Annotated in this window: 5 protein-coding genes; all 5 read left to right on the plus strand. The window is 34.7% G+C overall.

All coding sequences use genetic code 11. From position 1 onward, the window contains the following. Window positions 1-294: 294 nt before the first annotated feature. The 5 genes from Q0F04_RS11340 to Q0F04_RS11360 are packed head-to-tail and all read left to right on the plus strand — an operon-like array spanning window position 295 to window position 5,044. Window positions 295-552, plus strand: a complete 258-nt coding sequence (locus tag Q0F04_RS11340) for a TM1266 family iron-only hydrogenase system putative regulator (RefSeq protein ID WP_117572186.1) — start codon at window positions 295-297, stop codon at window positions 550-552. Next, a complete protein-coding gene (gene hydE, locus Q0F04_RS11345; protein WP_295753371.1) occupies window positions 545-1,588 on the plus strand; it encodes a [FeFe] hydrogenase H-cluster radical SAM maturase HydE in 1,044 nt (347 codons plus the stop codon). Before Q0F04_RS11340 ends, hydE begins: the two co-directional genes overlap by 8 nt. A 16-nt stretch (window positions 1,589-1,604) precedes the next feature. Beyond that, the gene (gene hydG, locus Q0F04_RS11350) at window positions 1,605-3,053 is read left to right on the plus strand and encodes a [FeFe] hydrogenase H-cluster radical SAM maturase HydG (RefSeq protein WP_295753373.1); all 1,449 of its coding nucleotides are present in this window, start codon (window positions 1,605-1,607) and stop codon (window positions 3,051-3,053) included. Between the two features lie 2 nt (window positions 3,054-3,055). After that, window positions 3,056-4,228 carry a [FeFe] hydrogenase H-cluster maturation GTPase HydF gene (gene hydF, locus Q0F04_RS11355; protein ID WP_295753375.1) on the plus strand — a complete coding sequence of 391 codons (1,173 nt, stop codon included), beginning with the start codon at window positions 3,056-3,058 and terminating at the stop codon, window positions 4,226-4,228. Beyond that, window positions 4,229-5,044, plus strand: a complete 816-nt coding sequence (locus Q0F04_RS11360; protein WP_295753377.1) for a M55 family metallopeptidase — start codon at window positions 4,229-4,231, stop codon at window positions 5,042-5,044. The last annotated feature ends 77 nt before the right edge of the window (window positions 5,045-5,121 follow it).

Consider the following 5,121-nt stretch of genomic DNA (forward strand, 5'->3'; position numbering starts at 1 on the left):
CGCAAAAAAGTGGCTCAAAGCCTTTATACTAGGGCTTTGGACCACTTTATTTCTTTTCTGGCTGTCAAAGACAGGATTATACCAAGAATTATGTTAAAAGAGTATTAAATTATATTTAACTAACTATTATTTGTGAAATCAATCACATTTTAGTGTATGATATAAGATATAAAGAAAATTGCTCCCAACATTAAGAGAATTCTGCGTGAAAGGTGCTTATAAGAATTTGTAAGTATAACTATAGCTATGCTCTTTTTGTGTGGAGTATAGCTTTTCTTTTGAAAGGAGCTGAATATGGAAACACGTGTTGCCGTGATGGGAATTATTGTAGAAGATACAAATGCAGTGAATTTATTGAATGAAATTCTTCATGAATATAGTGAATATATTATTGGAAGAATGGGAATTCCTTATAAACAAAAACATATAAGTGTAATTTCAATTGCGTTAGATGCCCCACAAAATACAATTGCTGCGTTGGCAGGTAAATTAGGAAATATAAAGGGAATTAGTGTTAAAACTGCCTATTCCAATGTGATCAGCCATGATTAAGGCGTATCAGTTGATTGATAAACTTGAAAGAGAACACTCTTTAAGTTTATTTGAATATCAAACTTTAATTGAAGCTGAAAACGATGCTTTACGCTTATATGCTGCTAATAAAGCGAAAGAACAAGCTACGTTAATATATGGGAATTCAGTCTATGTACGTGGCTTAATTGAAGTAGGAAACTATTGTCGTAATGACTGCTTTTATTGTGGAATTCGAAAATCAAATTCGCATTGTGATCGCTATATATTAGATGAAGAAGATATTATGCATTGCTGCAAAGAAGGTTATGAACTTGGTTTTCGCACTTTTGTTTTGCAAGGTGGCGAAGGAATTTATAAAAAGGATTTTGTCACAAACATTGTGAAGAAAATTCATAATCTATATCCAGAATGTGCAATTACCCTTTCTTTAGGTGAAGAAGATAGAGATACATATCAGGCTTGGTATGATGCGGGAGCCGATCGTTATTTATTAAGACATGAAACGGCTAGTAAAAATCATTATGAAAAGTTGCATCCAAAGAATATGTCTTTTGATCATCGTATGCAGTGCTTAAAAGACTTAAAGGAAATTGGCTATCAAGTAGGCTGTGGCTTTATGGTAGGTTCACCTTATCAGACAAGTGAAACTTTAGCGATGGATTTGAAATTTATAGAAACGTTTAAACCGGATATGTGTGGAATTGGCCCATTTATTTCGCAAAAGGATACACCATTTAAAGATATGGCAAGTGGAACTTTGAATCAAACTTTATTCTTATTATCTTTGATTCGCTTGATTCAACCAAACATTTTACTTCCTGCTACAACGGCTTTAGGAACGATTGATCCTCAAGGAAGAGAAAAGGGAATTCTTGCAGGGGCCAATGTGGTTATGCCTAATTTATCGCCGGTGAGCGTTAGAAAAAAATATGCGTTGTATGATAATAAAATCTGTACAGGCGAAGAAAGTGCAGAATGTAAAGATTGTTTATCAAGGCGTATGGATTCAATAGGATACAAGATCGTAACTGATCGTGGAGATATAAAAAAATAAAAAAGGAGACATAAAAATGAGTAATTATAACCCAAAATCATTAAAGGCAGAAGAATTTATTAGTCATGAAGAAATTCTTGAAACAATTGAATATGCCGAAAAGAACAAACACAATGTAGAATTGATCGATAAAATTTTAAATAAGGCTCGTCCACAAAAGACAGAGCATGGTGTTCATTGTGAAGGTTTGACACACCGTGAAGCAAGTGTATTATTGGCTTGTGACATTCCTGAAAAAGTAGAGGAAATGTATAAGCTTGCCAATGAAATCAAACAGGCATTTTATGGAAATCGTATTGTGATGTTTGCCCCATTGTATTTATCCAACTATTGTGTAAATGGATGTGTATATTGTCCTTATCACATGAAGAATAAACATATCAAACGTATTAAATTAACCCAAGATCAGATTCGTGATGAAGTGATTGCACTACAAGATATGGGGCATAAGCGTTTGGCTATTGAAGCAGGTGAAGATCCAGTACACAATTCAATTGAATATATCTTGGATTCTATTAAAACCATTTATTCAATCCAACATAAGAATGGTGCAATTCGCCGTGTCAATGTAAATATTGCAGCTACAACGGTAGAAAATTATCGCAAGTTAAAGGAAGCTGGAATTGGAACTTATATTTTATTCCAAGAAACATACAATAAAAAGAGTTATTTAGAGTTGCATCCAACAGGACCTAAACATGATTATGACTATCATACAGAAGCAATGGATAGAGCTATGGAAGGTGGAATTGATGATGTTGGATTAGGGGTGTTATTCGGTCTAGAAGGATATCAATATGAATTTGCCGGCTTAATGATGCATGCAGAACACTTAGAAGCTGTTCATGGTGTAGGTCCACACACAATTAGTGTGCCTCGTGTAAAACATGCAGATGATATTGATCCAGAAGCGTTTGATAATAGTTTGGATGATGAAATCTTTGAAAAGATTGCAGCATGTATCCGTATTGCCGTTCCATATACTGGAATGATTATTTCTACACGTGAATCACAAGATGTTCGTGAAAAGATGCTTCACTTAGGTGTATCTCAAATTAGTGGGGCAAGTCGTACATCTGTTGGTGGATATACAGAAGAAGAGCGTCCTCATGATTCAGAACAATTTGATGTATCTGATCAAAGAACATTGGATGAAGTTGTGAACTGGTTGATGGAGTTAGGTTACATTCCATCTTTCTGTACGGCATGTTATAGAGAAGGAAGAACAGGAGACCGTTTCATGTCTTTGTGTAAGACAGGACAAATTCAAAACTGCTGCCATCCTAACGCATTGATGACTTTATGTGAATATTTAGTTGATTATGCGAGTGAAGATACAAAGAAGATTGGTTTTGAGTTGATTGAAAAAGAATTGAACAAGATTCCAAATGCGAAAGCTCAACAAATTGCTCGTGACAATGTGGATGCGATCAAGTCAAGCAATCGTAGAGATTTCAGGTTCTAATTATGTCAAACTTAAATAGTACGATAAGCGCAAATCGTACACACATTGGATTTTTCGGTTTAAGAAATGCTGGAAAATCCAGTGTAGTCAATGCGATTACCAACCAGAGTATGTCTTTAGTTTCAGATATAAAGGGAACTACAACAGACCCTGTAAAGAAATCAATGGAAATCTTACCAATTGGACCTGTTGTGATTGTGGATACTCCAGGTATGGATGATGAAGGCACTTTGGGTGAATTGAGAATCAAAAGAACGTTAGAAGTTTTAAAAACAATTGATATGGCCGTGTTGGTCGTTGATGCAAGTGTGGGTCTACAAAAAGTAGATTTGGATTTGATTGACATGTTTAAAGAAAATAAATTACCTTATTTTATAGTTTTTAATAAGTGTGATTTGATTAAGGAAAAGAAAGAACTGGCTTCTAATGAAATCTATGTGAGTGCGCTAAATAATGAAAATATAGATGGATTAAAAAATTTGTTGGCTAGTGTCGTAAAGAAACAGGAAGAAAAGACAATTATTGGGGATTTAATTGATTCTGGCGATGTCGTTGTGCTTGTTATTCCAATTGATCAATCGGCTCCTAAAGGAAGATTGATTTTGCCACAACAACTTGTATTAAGAGATATCTTAGATCATCATGCGATTGGTATGACTTGTCAGGTAGAAGAATTGGATGCAACCTTAAAGAAGGTAACTCCTAGACTTGTTATCACAGATTCCCAAGCTTTTAATAGGGTAAGTCAAATTGTGGATACATCTATTCATTTGACTTCTTTCTCTATCCTTATGGCACGCTTAAAAGGAAGCTTACCTACAGTGCTTGAAGGGGCCAACAAGCTAGATCATCTGCAAGATGGGGATTGTGTATTGATTAGTGAAGGGTGTACGCACCATAGACAGTGTGGTGATATTGGCACGGACAAGCTGCCAAAATGGATCTTGAATTATACAAAGAAGAATGTAACTTTTGAATTTACTTCTGGACAAGGATTTAAAGAAGATCTTTCAAAATATAGTGTTGTGATTCATTGTGGTGCATGTATGTTAAATGAAAAAGAAGTGCAGTCTCGCGTAAAGGAGTGTAAGAAACAGCATGTGCCATTCACAAATTATGGTATTGCGATTGCGAAAATGAACGGGATTTTAGATCGTTCAGTAGAGGTGCTTTAGATGAAGAAAATATATATATCAGCCGATATTGAAGGTATTTGGGGAAATAGTAATCCGGCAAATACAGCTAAAAATGGATACTTATATTCTGAATATTGTACAAATATGATGAATGAAGTCAATCTTGTGATTGATTTATTATTTCAAAATGGCGTCGAAGAAGTTGTAGTCAATGATAGTCATGGAAATATGGATAACCTCCTTCCTTCAAAATTAGATTCTAGAGCAGCTTTTGTAGCGGCAAATGGAGCTTATAAGGAATTTGGAATGATGGAAGGTTTAGATGATTCTTTTGATGGAGCACTATTTATCGGATATCATTCTCGTTGTAACTCATCAGGCGTAATGGCTCATACAATTTGGGGTACTATGGTACGAAAAGTTGTCGTAGATGGAAAAGAACTTGGTGAAAGTGGTATAAATCGTTTATTAGCAGATGAATTTGGAGTACCCGTTATCTTGGCAAGTGGTGATAGTGAATATGGTAAGCAAGTAGAAGAAGAACTTGGTTGTGTATTTGTGGAAACAAAGAAAACATTAAACAATCAATGTGCTTTGTGTTGTAGCTTTAATGAGTTGAAGAATAGATATACATATGCTATTCAAGAAGCATTAAAAGTAGATGAAAAACCAACTTTATCTTCGTCTCATACAATGGACATTACTTTCCATCATAGTCGTAATGCCGATTTTGTATCGCGAATGGACAATGTAGAAAAGATGGATGATTGTACGGTTCGTATAAAAAAAGAAACATATAAGGATTTATATGCATTGATGCGTTTTGTGATCAAAGTTTGTAATGCGTATGCCTAGAAATAAAGAAAACCATTCTAGTGTTGGCGTCTAGAATGGTTTCTTTTTGTTTATTATTATTTTTAGGAGAGAGATAT

It is taken from the genome of uncultured Holdemanella sp., assembly GCF_934772795.1.
GTDB lineage: Bacteria > Bacillota_I > Bacilli_A > Erysipelotrichales > Erysipelotrichaceae > Holdemanella.

What these genes read in the sequence shown, in the direction of transcription:
- Q0F04_RS11340 (WP_117572186.1), top strand. Translation starts at nt 295, where the DNA reads ATGGAAACACGTGTTGCCGTGATGGGAATTATTGTAGAAGATACAAAT.
- hydE (WP_295753371.1), top strand. Translation starts at nt 545, where the DNA reads ATGATTAAGGCGTATCAGTTGATTGATAAACTTGAAAGAGAACACTCT.
- hydG (WP_295753373.1), top strand. Translation starts at nt 1,605, where the DNA reads ATGAGTAATTATAACCCAAAATCATTAAAGGCAGAAGAATTTATTAGT.
- hydF (WP_295753375.1), top strand. Translation starts at nt 3,056, where the DNA reads ATGTCAAACTTAAATAGTACGATAAGCGCAAATCGTACACACATTGGA.
- Q0F04_RS11360 (WP_295753377.1), top strand. Translation starts at nt 4,229, where the DNA reads ATGAAGAAAATATATATATCAGCCGATATTGAAGGTATTTGGGGAAAT.